The sequence below is a fragment of the Evansella halocellulosilytica genome (assembly GCF_002335745.1).
Classification (GTDB): domain Bacteria; phylum Bacillota; class Bacilli; order Bacillales; family Salisediminibacteriaceae; genus Bacillus_CA; species Bacillus_CA halocellulosilytica.
Window position 1 is genome coordinate 1 of record NZ_NIST01000001.1, and the last position, 18,938, is coordinate 18,938.

Here is an 18,938-nt window from a genome sequence, read left to right on the forward strand (position 1 = left end):
AAAAGAGCCAAGTAGATCAAGGCGACGAAGTTTTGAGGAGCGGAGCGTATCTTGGTCATACGTGAGTAACGGAAAAAGGAGTCAACGCAGAGGTACGAATGCTATTTTTCCCGGACCTTTTGAACATCCTCTTTATGCGGGTTCAAAAAGGAGGACAAAAAGAGCCAAGTAGATCAAGGCGACGAAGTTTTGAGGAGCGGAGCGTATCTTGGTCATACGTGAGTAACGGAAAAACGAGTCAACGCAGAGATACGAAAGCTATTTTTCCCGGACCTTTTTGAACATCCTCTAAAAGTTGGCTTAATACTTGCATGCAATTAAGAAAGTAAGAATAAAACAAGAGGTGAAAATGTCATGACAACAAATGAAAAGACCATTATATGCCGATGTGAAGAAGTTTCACTCCAAGAAATTGAACAAACGATTGAAACGTACAGATGTTCTTCACGTGAAATTAAGTTGAGAACGAGAGCTGGAATGGGCTATTGCGGCGGAAGAACATGCCGTCATTTAATCGAATCGATCATCCAGCATTATAATCATGAATCTATTAATTATCATTCTCCACTAAAACATCAGCCCCCTGTACGCCCAATTTCTTTTCATACAAAAAAGGTGAATTTCCATGACTGATCGAATCAACCACCACCCAATTTTAGGGGTTACAGACAAGAGAGAAGAAGTAACTTTTTCCTTTGATTCGAAAAAAATAACTGGGTTAAAAGGAGATACAATAGCTGCTGCTCTACTTGCAAACGGCATCAGAACGCTCCGTGTTCAAGAAGAATATGGGACTCCAAGGGGGTTCTATTGCAATATCGGGCATTGTTATGAGTGCCGTATAACTGTAAATAGCCAAAGTGGAGTGAGAGCTTGCATGACTCCTATTGAAGAGAACATGGAGGTTCATTCAGGTAAAGTTTTGCCAAATCCCTTAAAGAAAGGAGGCGTAATCTATGAATGATGTGATCATAATCGGAGCTGGCCCTGCAGGAATCTCTGCTGCTATTTCATGTGCTGAACACGGGTTAGATGTCTTAATTTTAGATGAATTTATGAAACCCGGCGGCCGTCTTCTCGGTCAACTGCATGAGGAGCCAGACGGATCTTGGTGGAATGGGATAAAAGAAGCTGAGAAATTAGTAGAAAAGGCGTTAAAAATCGGTGTAAAAATGGAGTTTAGCCAATCTGTATACGACATTAAACAAACTGAACATGGCTGGAACGTATTCACCACTAATAAAGTCTTGTTTACACCTACCCTTCTCATCGCGACAGGCGCATCAGAAACACCTATCCCTCTTCCTGGATGGACGCTTCCTGGAGTAATGTCTATCGGTGCAGCACAAGTGATGACCAATGTACACAGAGTTAAGCCAGGATGCCGCGGAGTTGTCATCGGGATTAATATATTGTCTATGGCGATCACAAGAGAATTGCGTTTAGCTGATATCGATATTCAAGGGGTTCTTCTTCCAGCACGAAATAGCGCTACCTATGATCACAGCGACCCTAAAAATATAATGGAGTCAATGCTTCAAGTATCACATTTAGCTCCATCATCGTTGATTCGCCTAGGCAGCAAACTAATGAGAAATGATACGTTTAAAAAGCTTGGAATGATGTTTTATCCAAAAAACGGTATAAACGTATGGAATACCCCAATCCAATTAAAAAAAGCGGTCATCGAAATTGGTGGTGAATATGAAGTAGAATATGTGCGTGTTGCTGACATCGATTCAACTGGCAAGATTATCAAAGGTACCGAGCAAAAGGTTGAAGTCGATTTTGTCTGTATCGCAGGAGGGTTATCGCCTCTTGTAGAACTGATAGCTGTTGCTGGGTGCCCTTTGCATTACATGCCTGAACTAGGCGGACACATTCCATTACATAGCAATAAAATGGAGACGCCACTTCCCGGTCTTTTTGTAGCTGGAAATATTACCGGTATCGAAAGTGCTAATGTGGCGATGGCACAAGGAACTGTAGCTGGCCTTTCGATCGCAAGGTACCTTTTAAGCGAAAAAATTCAATTGGAAGAACTCCTTTATCAAGCGATTGACGATGTTGCTAAAATACGAAAGGATTCTTCGATTCAGTTCTACCCGAATATTTTTGGAGCGAGAGAGCAATTAGAGCAGCTTTGGAGCGAAAACATGTCGATAAAGCCTTTCAAAAAAAACGAACTTGTCTAATTATTTCTTGAATTTCTGAACGAACGACTATAAGTGCGTGTTAAAAAGAATGTCATAAAGAGCCAAGAACGTCACATCATGAGTTCCCCTACACGGATTTGGTGACTATCCTGGATTTTTTGAGCACCTTCTATTAAGGAGTTGATGCATATGTTGTTTTTACCATTAAAAGAACAAAGAAAACTATTTAATGAAAAGGATGCAATGGCTAGCCTTGAATCTTTTTTTAAGAACGATGCTGAAGGGTTTGCTCCACCAAGAACTCACATTGAAGATTCTGATAACACATTGCTGCTCATGCCAAGTTTTATCGAAAAAAATATAGGTACAAAAATAGTAACAGTTGCCCCAAAAAATAAAGAAAAACATCTCCCTCTTATTAATGGATTAATGACTTTGTATGATCGTATTACAGGGCAGCCATATTTTTTAATTGAGGCAAGTTATCTTACTGCTGTTCGTACTGGAGCAATTGGCGGTCTTGCAATCAAACACTTCTCACACAAAGATTCAACAAAATTAGGTGTTTTTGGTACTGGGGTGCAAGGTGAAAGTCAATGTTCAGCAGCACTAGCATCACGAAATATACAAGAAGTCTATTTCCATAGTAGAAATTTAATAAATGTAAAAAATTTCAAAGAAAAAATGTCAGCTAAGTTTCCAGATGTAAGCTTTTATCCATCTAGTCCAGAAGAAATCGTTACAAGTTGTGAAATTATCATTACTGCTACCAATTCGTCCTCTCCCGTCCTCCCTTATTTAAATGATGATATGTGGAGCGGGAAAATGATAGTCGCAGTAGGATCTTTCAGGCCTAATATGACTGAACTTCCTAGACAGCTGTGGGATAAAGCAACGCTCATTGGAACTGATACAGCAGCGGCCTGGAATGAATCCGGTGATATGCTTAATGCGAAATCATCCGGATGGGGAGAAAAAAATGCACCGTTATTATCACAAATTATCCGAGGAAACGAAACAATCTCTGCTGATGATACGATAATATTTAAATCTGTTGGAGACCCATTATTCGATGTCATTGTTGCGTCATCTTTACACAAAAAAGCGAGAGATCATGGGATCGGAGAATATATGGACTTATAGCATTTCCATTTCACTTCCAGGTGCCAGGCACCTGGAAGTGAAATGGAAAACTGATAATTCAGAAACGAGGATGACTGATATCAGTCATCCTCGCAACTCCCTACCCTTTATCGATTTGTTTTCTTTGCCGGTTATACCAGAATGTTAAGACGCCAGCGATCAGCAGGAGGCTGCCGATCAATAAGAGATTGTATAGGTTTGTTGCTGTTTCAGGAAGTTTTTCACCTTCCCCTTCTCTTTTAGCTCCACCATCATCTTTCGATCGAGATTCGCCAGACTGACCTTGTCCTGATTCTGAATCCCCTCCATCACCATCACCAGTCGAACCTTCTCCTCCAGGTTCGCTACCAGTTGAAGAATCATCCTTACCATTCAGTTCCTCTTCAGTACCTCCATCTTCCTCGTCTGCCAATTCAAACACAGCATACGTACTGAAGTGACTTACATTTGCTGTAACAATGCTGTCCGCGAACGAGCTTTCAACCACGTCCCATTCCGCAGATTCCTCATCATAATAGTGAAGTTTTACATCTTCATCATGACCTACATTCGACGTGTCTACTGTAAACGATAACGTTACCACGTCTGTGAATTCACTCACTTTTTCACCGTTTTGTTCAATCGTGAATGCGTAAATGACACTTAATGCTTCATTACTTCGAGCTATATCATCCCTCCGTACCATCGTGAAAGCAGCATCACCATTGTCGGATAAATTACTTAATGGAACAACCATTGAAGCATCTCCACGATCCATGACTAGTGAAGCTTTTTTCGCACGTAAAACTTGGATCTGAGCTTCTGTAAGCGTAACGGTAACCGATTTTTTCCCCACATAATCACTTAAATCGATCACTAGCTTTCCATTGACAGCAAGAAGGTCAAGGATGCGATCGTCAATCGTCGCATAACCTTCCTCAACAGTAGGCTTCGTAATCACCTCACTCTCTTCTTGTCGATCATCATCTTCTATTTCCTCATCGGTATCGGTACGAACGACTACCGTTGTTAATGGATCAAGTGAGATCGAATCTGTAGTTATCTCAACCCCTGTTGGATCAGCAACCTCGGTCACCCCTGCTTCATTCGCATCAACGATCACTTCACCATTCGTTAAGTCATCATCTACCGTAAGTGTACGTTGTTGATCATCTGCATTGACAAAAACAAAGTAGGTCCCAGTGTCATCTGTAGATTCCGCTTTATAACCGATTAGTAAATCGGTATCACCTATTTCAGGAGCCTCTATCATCGATACGTTTGTATCAATCTCATCCATCGTTCCTAAACGGAAGGCATTCGTTGAACGGCGAAGTTCAATCAAACCAGTCGTATATTCCCGTGTTACATTGTTTATTGGATACGCGTCTTCATTCGTTGCCTTCTCCCAATCAATCATATTAATCGCATCTGTTGAATCATAAGAATCATGAATGAAATAAGGATACTCAAACGGGTTACCGTCTTCATCGGTCATATACGTCGATTTATACGGCGCTTCTTCTGTCTCTGCCCGGAACTGCTTCGTACGCCCGAACTCTTGTCCTGCATGGAGGAATGCAGTCCCTTGTGCAGTTAAAACCATCGCATTCCCAAGACGAATTCGCTTATGAATTTCCTCTTGATGGTAATCTGGATCTTTTTGGATCGATTGTGCAATCACATCGTGCAGCGTCAAGTTATCGTGTGCGGCAATGTACGGAACAACATCACCTGGATTCGTTGCAGTAAAGTTATGAGGGTTCGCCGTCACGTTATCGTAAATACGCTGAATGTCACGTGCTCCTCCAGTAATAAAACGCGGCTCTCCTTCACTACCAAAACCGGATTTTAATTCGTTACGGAAATCATCCGAGAACGAACCGACACTTTCTGTATACTGCATCCAATCTTGATCAGCAGGCATAATGTCCCCGCCATTTTCGTCACCAACGAACGTTCGCCAGCCCTCACCGATCATTACAACATTCGGATTAACCTCTTTCACCTTATCGTAAGCGAGTTGAATACTTTCTGCATCATGATCACCCATCATATCAAAACGGAAGCCATCAACTTTAAACTCCTCCGTCCAATACATAATCGAATCGACTAAAATTCGTCGCGCCATTTTGTGCGTCGTACCTAGACGCCCTCCACCAAAACTCGTTCTCGGTGTTCCATCAGCATCCATAAAGTGATAATAGTTCGGTTCTAAGTTTTCAAAAATCTCAACACGGGCTGTATGGTTGTAAACGACATCTAAAATAACGCCCATATTACGGCTATGGATTTCATCAATGAGCCGTTTAAATTCTTCAATTCGTTTTTCCGCATCATCTGGATTTTCCGAATACATGCCTGTAAGTGAAAAATAGCTGTGTGGGTCGTACCCCCAATTGTAATTATTTTGCGTCGATGAATAGTCTAGTAATCGTTGATCACGGTTGTATTCATCTGCAAAAAAGTAACTCATCACCGGTAAAAGTTGAATGTGCGTGACACCTAAGTCTTCAATGTAATCGAGTTTTTCCACGAATGAAGCAAATGTTCCAAATTGCGCTTCTAACTCGTCATCAATGCTTGGATCTGAAGTGAAATCACGAACATGCACTTCATAAATAATCGCATCTTCACGCTTTTCAAACCCTTCAATTTCGGCAAAATCAAGCTTAGGTCCGATAGCAGAAGGATCAACGATCGCAGCTTTTCCGATTGGCACTTCGTCAACATTTCCACTGTCCCAAGTTGCCATTGACGTAGCGTACGGATCTAAAGCGAGAACGGTTTCCCCGCCACGCTCGATTTCATAATGATAATAGAAGCCCGTCAAATCTGATATCCCTGTATTTCCTTCATCCAACGTCACTTCCCAAACCCCACGTTCACCTAACGTCATATCAATATCGTCGGCCACAACTTCATATTGATCATCACGGTGATACAAAATAATCGATACGTTGTCAGCACTTGGCGACCATAGTTTTAGCGTAGCTGAGCCGCCTTCATGAACAGTCGCCCCAAGATCACCTTCGTAACCATATTCTTCGTCAATTAACCGCCACCCTTTATGAATTTGAACCGTGCGGCCCATATAGACGACTTCATACGGAGCATCGTCCAAGTTAAATAATCCGTGAATAGTAACCTTTCTCCCATCTTCGTGCTTGATGACTTGATCAACCGAGACATTACTGCCATTTTTATTAAAAACTGAAAGTCCATCCTTCAGCTCGTCTTCTGTGAATCCTACTGTCGATGTGAACGTCAGCTCAATTTTTTCCTCATTCAACAGTTCACCGAACCTTAACCCTTCTTCAAAAATATAGTACGGGTTCGTGTAGACAGTCTCGTCCCCTTCACGAACGAAGATTTGATCATAGTTTTCTAAATCGCTAAAGCTCATGTCTCCGGTTTGATTCCCATCCTGGTCTCTCTCAACAAATAAAAAGTTGATCCCTTCCGCTTCTTCAGTTAGCTCAACGTCGATATAAGCTCCATATTTTCCTGTTTGATCATTTGAAAATGGCGTTGCTCCCATCGGCCAATCATTCGATGGTTCGGTAACATCGCCCCACGTCCAAATCCCCCACGGTTCATAGTGACCGTCATCCTTTTGATAATGAATTCGAATCGTGTTTTCTGGAAGTTCCACAGGCTCGTACAAGAAAACGTCTCCATTTTCCGTCAACCAAATTTCGTTCATTTCTGAAGATAATAGGTCAACAAAAATATCGCCGGTTAGATTTTCTCCATTCGTATGGTTCACAAGCATGCCAACTTGACTTGCATCTTCTATTAATTCAATGTCAACATACGCCCCATAATCGGTCATTTGCTCTGAGGTAAAAGGTGTTGCTCCGTCTGGCCAGCTGCCTGCTTCCTCAGAGGGTGTGACAACATCTTCCCAAACCCATAAGCCGTAGCCGTTAAAATCGTTATCTGCTCGTTCGTAATGGACACGCAGCGTGTTCTCTGGAATCTCCTCTTCTTCGCTGCCACGATCTGCCCCAATAATTTCACCGTCATCAGCAGATAGTAACACCGTTCCGCCATCGGACCCTCCAGGAATCGTCAACGTTATCTCAAGGGCTTCCGTTGCCTCATACGTCGTGCCGCTATAATAATCAGTCACGGTAACGTCTTCTGAATCAACGGATAAAGTAATTTCCTGAGCTTCTTCTGCAACGTTTAGCCCTACATAAACCGTTTCGTCATCATATCTTCGGTCAAACAACAGATAATTCTCATCGTCAGAACCAGCAACATAACTTCTGTCCCCTCTTGCTAAAACGTGAGAATTATCATTTCTAAACGATAATAGTTTCTGATAATGCTCAAGAATCTCGTTTTCTTCCACTTCATCCCAAGCCATGTCATACCGGTTATCATAATACGGATAATTGTCTGCGCCGCTTAAGCCAAGCTCTTCACCGTAATAAATGACTGGCTGACCTTTTGCCGTCATTTGTAAGGATGCAGCAGTTTTCAGCTTTCCTTCATCACCGTCAACCATTTCTAAAAATCCTTGCTCATCATGACTCCCTAAAAATTGTCCAAGTGTTGCAGTATTATCGAGTTGATGATTTCTCGTTTCTAAACGGCTATTAACGCTTTCAAGGCTGCCGTTTACAAAGTCTCTAGCCGCATATTTAAATTCAAAATCAAGCAATGAATCCATCATCCCGGTACGTAAATAACCGTGATCATCATTTTGACCAGCGCCCCAAGATTCACCGATCATTTTAAACTCGGGCATTTCTCGCGTTAATGCATTTTTAAACGCCATCCAAGTCGTATCTTCAACATGCTTAACTGTATCAACGCGGAAATAGTCAATTGTATTGCCTTGCTCTGTCCGTGATTTTTCGATCCAGTTTGTTTGCCACTCAATAATTTGTTCACGTACTTCTGGATTTTCTGTAATGAAATCAGGGAGACCGGCTAACTCACCTGTCACTTCATCGCTTCCGACATCCTCCCCTTGACGAAGCATGTCACTAAAAAATGCTCTCTCTTCATCAGTTGGGTACCCTGCTGGTCGTTCGCTTTCTGGAATGTCGCCATCTATTTCCTTCAACCCATATCCTGTATGATTTAACACGACATCAACCATAATTTTCATATCACGTGCAGCTGCTTCATCGATCATTTCATGGAAGTCTTCCATCGTCCCGAAATGTGGATTCAGTTCTTCAAAGTTCAGGGCCCAATAGCCGTGATAACCAAAATACGGGAGGTCACTCGGATGCTCGTCGTCTGCATTGTAGCGCACATCATGCCGAATGTTTTCGACAATCGGACTAATCCATATTGTATTAATCCCAAGTTCATCAAGGTAATCAAGCTTCTCGGTAATTCCTTTAAAATCGCCACCTTGATATGTACCACGATCATACTCGTCATAATCGTCATACCCGATCCCATAAGGGTCATTGTTTGACGAGTCTCCATCAAAAAATCTGTCAGTAAGCATGAAATAAATGAGTGCCTCATCCCAATCAAAGTCGCCTTCACCGACAAACTGACGTGTGTTTACTTCAACATTTGCTAGCCCACCATGTTCGTTTCCATACTCATCAATAACGGTTAGCGGAATCTCCTTTTCCCCTGCTGTTACATCATGAGCAACAGAAATCGTCACTTCGTTTAGCTCTGGATCTATGTCAAGTTGCTCAGGACCACCGAGTTCTGACAAGTCGGCGTATATCCGACGAATGCCTGCTTCAATTTCACTTGCAACATTTATTGTTAAAACTGCATTTTCGTTATAATCAATTGCCGGTGGTTCCACTTCACCATTGATCTTAATGTCTACTATACGATTGTCGATCGTAGATTCGTCGTAATAAGGGTCTGTTACGACTTCCGTCTCACCGTCAATCGTGACATGAAACACGTATTCATATGAACCTTCCGGAAAGTCTTCATACTCATATCGATAACGTTCATTTTCTTCCTCATATTCCATTTCAAATGTTTCGCTGGCAACCTCAAGCTCGACACTGTCAATATCGTCCATCTGATCTTGTTCGTAAAGCTCTTTGTCTCTATAAAAAAATGTCGCGCTGCCGCCTTCTATTTCAGGCTTTGGAATACCTGGAACAATATGAAAATCTTCTTCACCTTGAATAACGTGAGCCTTTGTTAAACGATCCTGCTCGTTAACGTGGATCACCCGATCGAGCTCTTGTCCATTCGGTTCACGATCTTCCCAGTCTCCTTTTCGGATAATAAAACCAATTTCTTGTGTCGTATCCGCCACCTCAATATAAGCTGATGCGCCCGTATCATGAAAGTCTATAAAATCAATGTTATCGTCTTGAACTCCTGTGTTCCATACCCAAACATCCCAGTCGTCATAGTCTCCATCTTCCCGCTCATACGTTAAACGAACCGTTCGGTTGTCGCTAGAAACTGGGCCGACATTATCGGTGTCAATTGATTGTGCATTCGCTTCCTTCGTTACAGAAGATCCAGATTGAGCATGCTCTTCTACCGCATCGTCGGAATTCGAATGATTGTCGTCTTGGATTGATTCGGATTCATTTTCCTCCTCTTCGACTGCTTCGCTTAAGTCGGATTCATTCTCATCGACTTCAACAGCTTCGTCTGATCTCGGTTCAGTACCGCTTTCTTCGACTTCTTCAATCACTTCCGGCTCAGCGTTCACTTGCTGGATTGGAAAAAATGGAAGCAAGCTCATCAACATGACTACGATCATGAACATGGAAGCATGCCTTTTCGTTCTTTTTTTCATCATCATATCTACTCCCCCTATCCGTAAAATGTAGACACTTCATTTAAAATGCTGGCGAACCTCCTTCTAGTTTTTTATGAAACCGTTTGCACAAAAATGGCAAAATAAAAGGTTAAAATTCTAGTCATTTGTACATTAGTTGTGCAAACGCTTTCCTCACCGACATAATACATCGAATTTTCTGAACAATCAAGGGGGGATTTTTGATGATCGGTGAACCTCTCCAACTAAATCGAAGATTTTGATGGAGCATCCCTTATCTTAAATACAGCTCGACATCTCGCAGTGTAATTCCCTTCAGGAACTACTGCGCCAGATTAAGGCTAATTAATGAAGACAAGGTCGTATTTGTCCTTTTTGACAACTCAGGAACGTTTGCCTGAAGAGCCAACCACTTCTTTTCAGAAATGGATTTTTGGATGCCTCGAATAAAATATCGAGCTCCAATGTTGTACGAAGCTGATAAATCCGCATGATAGACTTTGCCTGTTGTAAACATGGCAAGGTCTTTTTTGTCGTTTCTTTCGACGAATCCAGAACCATCATATGCAAGGGCGCTCGTATTACGAGCGTTTACTCTAGAGATGCGCATACCTAAATAGTGTGCCATTTCTTCTACTTTGTTTTGAATGCCTTTCTTTCTCCAATAACGCAGCTTGAAACGAAGTTTCTTTGCTCCCCAAAACCCCTTTGGAACTTTCATTTTGTCAAGGTACTCAAAAACAATCACATCACAATGATGTTCATGTGCAAACTTCACAATTTCGTGTGAAGTATTGTTTACAATATGCTTTTGTAATCCATTTATTCTACGCCAAAAATTCGGTGCAGGTATCCGACCTGAAATACGTTGAGCTTTGCGTAATTTGTTCGTCATCGTGTACAATTGGTCTTTTTCTTTGGGTTGATTCATAAACTTTCTAGCCAAGACAGTTCCATTTGCATCGATGATCGAACAAACCGCAGAGTTATTCACTCCAAGGTCGACAGCACATGCTTTTTGGTCTTTCATTTTAGTTTTTGATAATGTCACTTTTGATTGATAACTAAAATGAAGGAAATACTTTTTTCCAACCTTAACTAGCTTGGGGTTATTTTCTTTCCAATCCCAAACACCGCGTTTATATAAATCTTGTTTTTTGAATTCGATATCCATCCAAACCCAATCGTTTTTATGAAAAACCTTGATTTGAGCTGTTGTATCTGATGTTCTCTCGAACATGTTGCCACGGTAAAACACAGGAAACTCCTTATGCTCGAGTTGCAAACGTGGTGGTTTTTTCTTAAATTTCTTTCCTTCGGAAAGGACGATTGCTTTTTCTTCTTCCCAATTACGGTAATGAGAACGATAACTTTTGACCTTGCCAAAAGCTGTTGCAATTGCACCTCTACGCAAATACGAAGGAAATTTATAAAAAAGAGAGTCAAACTCTCGGTATTTCGGAAGAGGGTTTGATTTCGTTGTATGAATGAGCTTTTCTACCAACGGAACGATCGATTTCGTCGTCATATCATCAAGATGATCAAACTCTTTTTCGATGATATCAATAATGAAAGATAAAGCATGATTATAAACTTCTAACGTAGCATCGAAGATGCGAGAATGATTCGTAATCTTGTGAGATAACGTTTTAGCTATTTTCATCATCAAACCCTCCTTCCAAAACTTTCATTGATAGGATATATTTATCATATCAAAATAAAATTTAGTTGTAAATGGAAATGAGGATTCAAATGACTGATTATAAAAAGAATAGACACACATATTTTAAGTTGACTTATCATTTAGTTATCGTCACAAAATACAGACATAAATGCATCAATGATGATGTGATGAAAAGGTTGAAGGAAATATCAGAAGATTTATTTTCGAAATGGAATTGCGAGATGATCGAGATGAACGGTGAAGAAGACCACATACATATCCTTTTCGACGCACCTCCTCAAATAAATCTAGCAAACACCATCAATAGCTTTAAAACCGTCACTTCTCGATATATTCGCAAAGAATTCCAAAATTACCTGAGTCAATACTATTGGAAACCGTATTTTTGGAGCAGAAGTTATATGGTATTAACGACTGGTGGAGCGACAATCGATGTAATAAAAAAATACATTGAAGAACAGGGAGAATAAGACCTTAGCGACTAACCCCCACTAAATCAATAGATTTTGAAGGGGAATGCGTCGCTAATTTTTTTGTTCAATAGAGTCTATAGCCCTATTTATTCTGTATATAAGAAAATACAGGGGCATTTGCACTTACAGTTTCAGTAAGCATGGAAGTTGAAGAAGATTCATTTTAATGAGATAGTTAAACCAATAAAAATGAAGAAGGTGTAAAAATGGAGTCTAAAAAAGTCATTGTCTCGTTATCTGGCAGTATACGAGAGCATTCATCCACTCAAAAGTCGTTGAAGAGTTTGAGAAAATATATGCCGAACGAGGTTGAATATATCCTATATGACGGCCTCCAAAAACTTCCTTATTTTAATCCGGAACTAGACGGGGAGCCTCCTCCTGCAGAGGTACAATCTTTTCGGTCATTGTTAGATCAAGCTGACGGTGTAATTATTTGTACACCAGAATATATAAAAGGTGTACCTGGTGTGCTCAAAAATGCATTAGAATGGTTAGTATCATCAGCAAATTTATACAGAAAGCCTGTAGCAGTCATTACTTCTTCAGGAGGAGGGAAACATGCTCATCAAGCATTGCAACTAAATTTAAGTATGCTCAATGCTCATATGGATGAGGAACGAACATTGTTAATTTCTGGAGCAAATACTAAATTAAATGAGGAAGGGGAATTTGCCAACCTTGAAGTGGTAAAATCACTTCAGCATTTAATACGTAACTTAACAGACCAGTTTCAGTAATTAACGCACAAACCAAAGACTATTCGACATTTTTCGGGAAGTGCCTGGCACCTTGCTGCGTTCGACAAACTTCCGGAAGTGCCTGACACTTAAATTGAAAACCGTAGTGAATACTTTCCACTACGGTTTTCAATAATACCCTTACACTATTATTCAAAGCGTAAACAAAATCGAAATCTCGCATCATCTTCATACCACATCGGAAAATTTGTTCCCCAAATATTATTGTGCAAATTCACATGCATTCCTCTGTCTAATGGAGTGAATAAATTATCGAACCGTAGTAACTTACGCTCTCCAGGGCATACAAGTGCTGCATCGAATATATCAATTTCTAATGTTCCGTCTGTTCCTTGGTATAATACACCTTTATCAACACCATGTATGTTACGGTTCCCATTTTTGACAACATATAATGGTGATACATAGGAACCTAGTTTATGGAACTTCCATTGATTTGAGTTATCAACAATCGGTGTGAAGGAAAACCAACTTGCTTCTGGTAAGCGGGTTGCATCCTTATTTTCCCAATATAATGTTACTTGCAACTCGTTCCCAATTTTACTAAATGTGTATTCAATAATGACTTTTTCTGGAGAACCATTAAATTTCACAGGTTCTTCTGGCATCATCATCCTCACTTGAACGACATCTTCTTCTTCACCTCTTTGCAATTGTAGCGATTCAGCAACCGGCTCATATAGCTGATGCTTAGGTTTCGGATCTGCATATTCTAAACCAGGCTTTCCAAAGTCTGAATCTGACCAAGGATGTGTTTGTTTTAAGTTACTCATATACGATTGAAACCAATGATTATAGTTTTCCGGTCCAAATGTTTCATAAGTAAATAACCCAAGCACATGATGTTCATCAGCCCATTTCTTCCCATTTTCGTCAAATAAGGAAATAATCGAACCGTTAGAATCAAAAGCAACATTGAAATTGCCTAATCGATATTGTTTTTTGAAATGAAGGTCATCACCAGCTTGTAACTCATTCGGCACTGTTTTTTGTTCTGCTAATGCTTCTTCCAGTTCAGAATGCAACTCTCCATCTAATGCAGCCAATGCTTTCTTTAAGTAATCCCTTTGTTCCTTCCACGAACTTTCAAATTTCTCATAACTAAAATTATTTTCTTTTTTTATAAATAGCTCCTTTGAATTTTCGTCTATTTCATTCATGGCGAAAGCACCAATATAACCATACTTTTCGGGTATCATATCACGTCCAAATATATTTTTCCGACGTGCTGTAACGAAATCAGATTTCGAATAATTTGTATAGTCTGGTAAATACTTTTTTAAATCCATTCCCCACGTATGCTCAGCTATTAACAGCAAGTGATCACTTAATTCCTCATACTGTTCTTTATCAGGGGTTAGTTTTCCATCACTAAGCCACTGAGAACGTATTCGAATACACTCCCGATAACAAGCAAGTTTATATGGGTCAGTTGCTGCACCGTGAATCCATGTATCACCAATTTCTTCTGTAATTACTGGTAGCTTATCTTTAATCTTAAGCAATTTTTTCGCGAAAGCGTCCATTGTAGAAGCTTTAATATTCGCATTGGGATACTTTTTCTTTAACTCTTCGAATTGTTCATAAATCTCATCGGGAGAAGGTGGCCCACAGTTATCACCAGTATGTGCAAAGACTAATGCATCTTCTAAACCTTCAACTTGAACAACTTCACCGTAATTATTAGCGTAATTAACGATGACCTCCGATCCATCTTCTGCTCTCCAGCGAAATAGCTTCGGGAGCTTTGGAACTTTGGAGGCAGGGTTCACTCCAAGGTGTAAATATCGGATACCATATTTCGCCAAGTGTGGTACCATTGATATTGTATGTCCTGGAACATCAGTCATCTTAGCTGCGATAGTTGTTTTGTTATATACTTTATCTAGCTTTTTTGAAATTGATAATCCATATTCTAATAGGTCTGGATTGAGCAATTCAGTATGAGTTGTAAACGGGAGGCCATGCCAAGCTATATGACCGTTGTTAATTGCATTAACCATTTTTTCACGATCCTTTAATGTGGCAACCTTTAAATAATGCTTTATAAGCCACGACCCCGTCGTCCATAAAAAACTTCCTTTTTCTCCAGTTGATTCTAACTTTTCTGCTAGTTCAATAGCCTTTGGAATATATAAATGAATATATTGATCGATAACGTTTTCAGCAAAATCTGTAAAACCTATATCTAAATGTGTTTTAAAAATGACATGAACATTACGAATCATTGTATATATTACTCCTTTATTTCGTTATATTTAGTGCACAACTTTCCCCATTTTCAAAGAACTGCAAGCATTTCCCCATGTTTAAAACACTACTCCGTCAGAGTTATCTCCATAAAATGAATCTTTCTAGCCCTTAGAAGGGTGGAAAATTCCATCGGATCCGGTATTACAATGTTCCCCCCCTTACATTCAAGAACCAAACTTCTCCTGAACTTAGGCACATCTCCAGAATTCTAACTGTTCAATTATGCACAGTAATTAATTTTAACGTTGGGCTATGTATAGGCTTTTTAACCTTTCTTATTTATACTCTCTACTTCGCTTAGTGATTGCTTTTCAAATATAATTGAATAACCTCTCAACATTTAAAATTATGCAATATAATATGTATATCAGCCCTGTTATATAGAAAACAAGGCATCTTTTTTATTACGATTTATGTTGTTTCCACCAGCATTAAAAATAAAATTACTAATAAATCCTATCATTTAAATTAGGCCCTTACTTAAATAACATTTTACATACTTATATTGCAGCTTAGATAAATGATTACAATTAAGAATTAAATCCTGTTTATATTGCTCCCAGAATGTTTGGCTATTTCGCAAGAACTGCGAACTTCAAAACGCGCTTTGACAATCTTCGAATTAGTTTTTTTATAGTCTCCTACTCCAATTTGTGCAAATAACATGCGTACCGATTCATACCCTAATTGTGTTGCATGCATATCAACAGTTGATAAAGGGGGATCCAACTCATGTGAAAGTACCAAATCATCACTTAAAGCTACAATAGATACATCTTCAGGTACTGATAAATCCATCTCTTTTAACGCCCTTATTGCACCTAATGCTACTTTGTCTGTATCAGCAATAATCGCAGTATAACGCTCCTTATCTTGTTGGAAACATTCTAAAACTTTTTCATAACCGTAAACACTTGGATCTTGCTTTAAACTTTCTTTAAAAATGACCTTTGATAAGTCCGCTGACTTCTTTACTTTATGGAAAGCCTGTAAATAGCCTTTTTCTCTTATCTTTGAAACCGTCATAATAGTTGGAGCGTTTAAGTATAGAATTTTTTCATGGCCTTTATTCAAAAGATACGTTGTAATTTCCTCAGTAATCTCAATATTATTATTATCCACATATGGAGCCTTCCCTAAATATTCTTTAGAAGGTTGTCCAATGACTACAAATGGAATATCAAAGTGTGTAAGATATTCCATACGGTTATCATTTGTACGTGGATCTAATAAGATGACTCCATCCATCCCATCTCTTGAAATAAACGGAAGTTCTAGCTCATCTTGAGACAAAGTATCTATTAATATACGATAATTTTGTAGGGAAGCCTCCGTAATTACACCATTAATTAGATTGGTATGAAAAGTACTTAATGATAGATTTTTCGAATACGGAATATTTAGAGAAATCGTCATAGTTTTCTTTGTTACTAAGCTGCGTGCGATATGGTTCGGTGTGTACTTTAATTCCTTTGCTGCTTCAAGTACTCTTTTTTTTACTTTTTCACTGATAGGGCGCTTCTGACTAAAAACATTAGAAACTGTCCCCTTCGATACATTAGCTCTTTTTGCAACATCATCAATTTTAGCCATTTAGATCAGTCCCTTGCTCCCTTTATAAAGATTGGATTGCTTATTGCTTGAGGTGTGTAATATTGAAGCTGTGTATCTTCACTCCATAATTCGACACGATAAAAACTATTATTTATATCTATTTGGAATGTTAGTTGGTGATCACCTTCACCTAATGTGCTTTCGTTAGTTAATCCGTTTGATGAATAAACTTTTATCGTTCCTCCCTGAAAGTTTCTTATCGTAACGTGCAAATTGTGATCATCTAACTCTTTGGATAACGCAACAATATCACCCATCTGATAATCATTTATGGATAAATCAATTAATGGGCCATCTGGAGAAGATGAGATTGTAGCTTTTCCTAATTTAAGCGCACTTAATATCCCTTTTGGATTATGTGTTGAAGCTTTTATAAATGTTGTTGGTCCTCCATAATTAATCCATTCATCCGGTCCATGTTTATCGCTACCGCCGATTGCAATGATCCTCTTTCCTTGGACAAGCTGACTTTGCCACCAATTTAACGCTCTCAAGTTTCTCTCATGCCAAGGACCATTCCATATTTCTACAAAATGAAACTCAAACTCTTCAAACCCCCAATCCCAACAGCAATGATTACAAAAAGGGTGGTTAACAGAAATAAGAGCACCACTTTCTTCTCCTTCAGCAATAACACGCTTCACATCGTCAACAGTTTGACACCTAAAATCTCTAAATGGTTGATTGACACCATAAAAATTACTATGCCCTCTATTTGTCGTAAGTTCTACTGCAGGGATTATGACTAAGTCTTCTTGAGGTTCATACGCATAATTTTGACTAAACGTATTGTGATCCGTTAAAGCAATGTATTCTAATCCCGCTTCCTTAGCATTCGTAATCACTTCTGATAAAGAATAGGGAGAATCACTATGATTAGAGTGCATATGCAAGTCACCTTTTATCCAACGAGCTACTTTTGGCCGCATTTCAACGTTTACCTCTACATTACACACCCCTGTTATTTCATACGCATTTAAAACAACTCCCCATTTTCCAGGAGTTATTTCTTCGATTAGATACCCCGGAGTAGCTCGATCTTCTCTTACAAAAATCTTTCTTCTAGCACCTCCACTCCATCCCCTCATTCCACTTGGGTCTTCTAATCCTAAGTCTATTGTATTTACTGCTTCATTTTCCACCTTTAAATAAACAGTGATTTCTTCAATCGTTTCAGGTACATCAAATGGTAGTGTGATATATTGTCCTTGTTTATCTTCAGGAATACTTTTAAAAAGTGTTACAGTAACTTTATCGGTAATTTTTACGTTTTCATTCATCATTCTTTCATCCCACTTCCTATACCACCTAAACCTTTTTCAAATAGTGGTTGTAATGTGAAATAAAGGATCATCATTGGAATGGCTGCAGTTGTTGCACCAGCCATAATTAGTGACCACTCAATATTGTGCTCTGTCTGAAACCTGGCTAAAGCAATTTGTATCGTGTACATAGACTCTGATCTAGCCACTGTTAAATGCCATAAGTATTCATTCCAGTTTCCTAAAAATGTGAAAATCGCTACTAAGCCTAATGCTGGTTTACTTAATGGAAGGATGATTTTCCAGTATACTTGGAATTTCGAACAGCCATCAATTGCAGCTTGATCATCTAAATCTTTCGGGATTGATAAGAAGTATTGTCTTAGTAAGAAGATCGCAAAACCTGTAATAGCTGTCGGAATAATAAGACCTGCATAGCTATCTAACCAGCCAGCTGGCCCTGTAAATGGAATATTTCTAATCATTGCAAATAATGGAACGACCATTAATCCAGCCGGAACCATCATTGTTGCTAATACACCGAGGAATAAACCATTTCTTCCAGGGAAATCTAACCTTGCAAAAGCAAAAGCTGCTAAAGAAGCAAAGAACACATTAATTGCTGTAGCAGTAGTTGCAACGATTACACTATTCATAAATGCTGTAGGCAAAATGGTCCCTTCCCAAATACGAGAAAAATTATCCCAACGAAATTCAGTGGGTAAAATTTGTGGTGGCCATGCCATGACATCACCTTGACTTTTTAATGCAGTTGCGAACATCCATAAATACGGACCTATAAATCCGAGCAATACAAGGGTTGCTAAAATATAAATAATCATTTTATTTATTCGTTTTTTCTTCACCATGT

At 39.3% G+C, this 18,938-nt stretch carries 12 protein-coding genes; 6 read left to right on the top strand and 6 right to left on the bottom strand.

Going from position 1 to position 18,938, the window contains the following annotated elements; all coding sequences use genetic code 11:
• Nucleotides 1-354 precede the first annotated feature (354 nt).
• From CD001_RS00005 to CD001_RS00020, 4 genes are all read left to right on the top strand, one after another.
• Nucleotides 355-633 (top strand): (2Fe-2S)-binding protein, encoded by a 279-nt coding sequence (locus tag CD001_RS00005; RefSeq protein ID WP_096185551.1) that lies wholly within the window; start codon nt 355-357, stop codon nt 631-633.
• Nucleotides 626-964, top strand: coding sequence for a (2Fe-2S)-binding protein (locus CD001_RS00010; protein ID WP_096185552.1), 339 nt, complete (start codon nt 626-628; stop codon nt 962-964). Before CD001_RS00005 ends, CD001_RS00010 begins: the two co-directional genes overlap by 8 nt.
• Complete coding sequence (locus tag CD001_RS00015) at nt 957-2,195, top strand: NAD(P)/FAD-dependent oxidoreductase (protein WP_096185553.1); 1,239 nt, start codon at nt 957-959, stop codon at nt 2,193-2,195. Before CD001_RS00010 ends, CD001_RS00015 begins: the two co-directional genes overlap by 8 nt.
• Before the next feature lie 150 nt (nt 2,196-2,345).
• Nucleotides 2,346-3,299: an ornithine cyclodeaminase family protein gene (locus CD001_RS00020; RefSeq protein WP_179298535.1), complete on the top strand. Its 954-nt coding sequence runs from the start codon at nt 2,346-2,348 to the stop codon at nt 3,297-3,299.
• A gap of 100 nt (nt 3,300-3,399) precedes the next feature.
• Here the strand turns inward: CD001_RS00020 and CD001_RS00025 are convergent, their stop codons facing one another.
• Both CD001_RS00025 and CD001_RS00030 read right to left on the bottom strand, forming a co-directional pair.
• Nucleotides 3,400-10,044, bottom strand: a complete 6,645-nt coding sequence (locus CD001_RS00025) for a pullulanase (RefSeq protein ID WP_096185557.1) — start codon at nt 10,042-10,044, stop codon at nt 3,400-3,402.
• A gap of 298 nt (nt 10,045-10,342) precedes the next feature.
• The gene (locus CD001_RS00030; RefSeq protein ID WP_257009667.1) at nt 10,343-11,686 is read right to left on the bottom strand and encodes an RNA-guided endonuclease TnpB family protein; all 1,344 of its coding nucleotides are present in this window, start codon (nt 11,684-11,686) and stop codon (nt 10,343-10,345) included.
• An 86-nt stretch (nt 11,687-11,772) separates the two neighbouring features.
• On the opposite strand from CD001_RS00030, the gene tnpA reads away from it, so the two are divergent.
• Both tnpA and CD001_RS00040 read left to right on the top strand, forming a co-directional pair.
• Nucleotides 11,773-12,174: an IS200/IS605 family transposase gene (gene tnpA, locus CD001_RS00035; RefSeq protein ID WP_096185561.1), complete on the top strand. Its 402-nt coding sequence runs from the start codon at nt 11,773-11,775 to the stop codon at nt 12,172-12,174.
• A 209-nt stretch (nt 12,175-12,383) separates the two neighbouring features.
• Entirely contained in the window at nt 12,384-12,917 is a 534-nt protein-coding gene (locus CD001_RS00040) for an NADPH-dependent FMN reductase (protein WP_096185563.1), read from the top strand.
• Between the two features lie 149 nt (nt 12,918-13,066).
• Here the strand turns inward: CD001_RS00040 and CD001_RS00045 are convergent, their stop codons facing one another.
• The 4 genes from CD001_RS00045 to CD001_RS00060 all read right to left on the bottom strand — a co-directional run bounded on the left by CD001_RS00045 (nt 13,067) and on the right by CD001_RS00060 (nt 18,936).
• Complete coding sequence (locus tag CD001_RS00045; protein WP_096185564.1) at nt 13,067-15,166, bottom strand: DUF5054 domain-containing protein; 2,100 nt, start codon at nt 15,164-15,166, stop codon at nt 13,067-13,069.
• Nucleotides 15,167-15,728: 562 nt separating this feature from the next.
• Nucleotides 15,729-16,784, bottom strand: a complete 1,056-nt coding sequence (locus CD001_RS00050; protein WP_096185566.1) for a LacI family DNA-binding transcriptional regulator — start codon at nt 16,782-16,784, stop codon at nt 15,729-15,731.
• Between the two features lie 5 nt (nt 16,785-16,789).
• Nucleotides 16,790-18,088 (bottom strand): CehA/McbA family metallohydrolase, encoded by a 1,299-nt coding sequence (locus CD001_RS00055; RefSeq protein ID WP_096185567.1) that lies wholly within the window; start codon nt 18,086-18,088, stop codon nt 16,790-16,792.
• Nucleotides 18,085-18,936, bottom strand: a complete 852-nt coding sequence (locus CD001_RS00060; protein WP_096185568.1) for a carbohydrate ABC transporter permease — start codon at nt 18,934-18,936, stop codon at nt 18,085-18,087. Before CD001_RS00060 ends, CD001_RS00055 begins: the two co-directional genes overlap by 4 nt.
• Nucleotides 18,937-18,938: the final 2 nt, after the last annotated feature.